2 protein-coding genes are annotated in these 2,806 nt (G+C 30.3%); both read left to right on the top strand.

All coding sequences use genetic code 11. From position 1 onward, the window contains the following. The first annotated feature begins 35 nt into the window (after nt 1-35). Nucleotides 36-1,355 (top strand): dihydrolipoamide acetyltransferase family protein, encoded by a 1,320-nt coding sequence (locus tag Q0352_RS11415; RefSeq protein ID WP_299527593.1) that lies wholly within the window; start codon nt 36-38, stop codon nt 1,353-1,355. 183 nt (nt 1,356-1,538) lie between these two features. Continuing rightward, on the top strand, nt 1,539-2,806 hold a 1,268-nt coding region (locus Q0352_RS11410; protein WP_299527591.1), incomplete at its 3' end, for a mechanosensitive ion channel domain-containing protein.

The following is a 2,806-nucleotide window of genomic DNA, read 5'->3' as shown; positions in this document are numbered from 1 at the left end:
TTTTGTAAATTTGCAAAATCTAAAAAAATTATACAATGGCAAGATTTGAAGTGAAGCTTCCTAAAATGGGTGAAAGTGTTGCAGAAGCAACCATAACTGCTTGGTTAAAAAATGTTGGAGACACTGTTGAAATGGATGAAGCTATTGTTGAAATAGCAACAGATAAAGTAGATTCGGAAGTTCCAAGTGAAGTAGAAGGAACACTCGTTGAAATATTATTTGATGTAGATGCTGTTGTAAATGTTGGTGATACCATTGCTGTTATTGAAACATTAGGAGAAGAGACTTTTAATGCTGAAAATGCAAATTCTGAAGAAGAAATTGCAACTGAAGCTGTTATTATTGAAAAAGAAGTAGAAGAGCTTACGAAGCCTACTTCAATAGCTGAATTTTCTAACTCAGCAAAATTCTTTTCGCCATTAGTTAGAAATATTGCAACTACTGAAGGTGTATCTATGGAAGAGTTAGAAGCTATTGTAGGTACAGGTAAAGATGATAGAGTTACCAAGAATGATATTCTAGCTTATATTGAGAGTGGTAGAAATACAGTTCAATCTGTTGAAAAAAACGAAAATGTTCAAACCCAAGAACCAAAAACAGAAAAAAAGGAAGTAATTAAAACGACTGCGCCAATTTCTGTGAATGGTGAAGATGAAATAATTGAAATGAGCCGAATGGGTAAATTAATTGCACATCATATGGTGGCTTCAGTTCAAACATCAGCTCATGTACAATCTTTTATTGAAGTTGATGTTACAAATATTGTAAAATGGAGAGATCGTGTTAAAGATCAGTTTTTTGCTCGTGAAGGTGAAAAAATCACTTACACTCCAATTTTTATGCAAGCAGTAGCTACTGCAATAAAAAAGTTTCCAATGATTAACATTGCTATTGATGGAGATAAAATTATTAAAAAGAAAGCTATAAACTTAGGTATGGCCGCTGCATTGGCTGACGGGAATTTAATTGTGCCTGTTATTAAAAATGCGGATCAATTGAACTTGGTTGGTATGACCAAAGCTGTAAATGGTTTAGCAAATAAAGCACGTACAGGGAAACTAAGTCCAGATGATATTCAAGGAGGTACGTATACGGTTACAAATGTTGGAAGTTTTGGAAGTGTTTTTGGAACACCAATAATTAACCAACCACAAGTTGCAATTTTAGCCTTAGGTGCTGTTAGGAAGGTTCCTGCTGTAATAGAAACTTCAGAAGGTGATTTTATAGGGATACGACATAAAATGTTTATTTCACACTCATATGACCATAGAGTTGTAAATGGCGCTTTAGGAGGGATGTTTATAAAATTTATAAAAGATAACTTAGAAGCTTGGGATGTGAATGCTGAGTTTTAATTTTAAAAATTTTTACTAAAAGAAACTATCTAAAAAGTAAACTCAATGTCATATTGAGCCTGTCGAAATATTTTAACTTTTAAGAACCAATATGAACTTCGACAGGCTCAGTTTGACAAAGTAATTTTTAATATTTTTTAGAGAACCTTTTTTTTAGTAATAATAAAAAAAACGATTATTAAAATGTTTGAAGATTTAGAGGTACAAAAATTTACCAATTTTTTAAAAGATTTTTTAATGGATATTGGGTTCCCGAAATTTTGGGCCGAAACAACAAATTTGTTTATTACCCTTAGTGTAATTGCAGTTGTTGCATATTTATTTGATAGAATTTTACGGATTGTAATTGTTAAACTGTTTTATATTTTCTCCTTAAAAACCAAAACTACTTTTGATGATTTTTTAGTTAAAAGTAAGTTTCCTAGATATTTAGCTCATATAATCCCATTATTTATATTAAAGTATATTGTTCCAGTAATTTTATTGGAATTTCCATTCTTGTTGAATGCTTTTGAGACTGTAATTAATATTTATGGAATTATATTAATTGTTAAAATTGTAAGAAGTTTTTTAAGATCTACTCAAAAATATTTGCGTACTAAAGAACAGTTCATGGATAAACCTTTGGAAAGTTATGTGCAGGTTGTAATGATATTTTTATGGGGAATGGCAATTTTCTTTATCATATATCAACTAACAGGAAGAGATGTTTTAAGTTTTGCAACATTGGGTGCTGCTTCTGCAGTAATTCTGTTAATTTTTAAAGATACTATTTTAGGTTTTGTGGCTTCCATTCAGGTTTCTGTAAATGATATTGTAAGAATAGGTGATTGGATTGTTTACAGTAAATTTGGAGCAGATGGGACAGTTACGGATATTAATTTAGCAACAGTTCGCGTACAAAATTGGGATAATACATTTACAACCATACCAACCTATAGTTTAATTTCAGATTCTTTTCAAAATTGGAGAGGAATGCAGGAGTCTGGTGGAAGAAGAATTAAAAGAGCTGTTTATATTAAACAAAATTCAATTAAATTTTTAACTATAGAAAAGATTGAAGAATTAAAGAAAATTCAATTAGTAAAGCAATATATTGACAGCAAGCATACCGAGATTTCCTTGTATAATAAAAAGATTGGAGCAGATAAGTCTGTTTTAATTAACGGTAAAAATTTAACCAATTTTGGAGTATTTAGAAAGTATATTGACACTTATTTGAATGAAAATTCAAACGTTAGTAAAGAGCTGTTTTCTATGGTAAGGCAATTAGCACCAACTTCACAAGGTATTCCTTTAGAAATTTATTGTTTTAGTAGTAATAAAGAATGGGCAAATTATGAAGCTATAATGTCTGATATTTTTGACCATATCATAGCTGCAGTTCCCTATTTTGATTTAGAAATATTTGAAGAACCAACTGGGAAAGATTTAAATACTTTTGCTAAAAA

Origin of the sequence: uncultured Lutibacter sp., assembly GCF_937891065.1 — a bacterium.
Taxonomy (GTDB): Bacteria; Bacteroidota; Bacteroidia; order Flavobacteriales; family Flavobacteriaceae; genus Lutibacter.
This window is presented reverse-complemented; position numbering and strand designations above follow the sequence as displayed.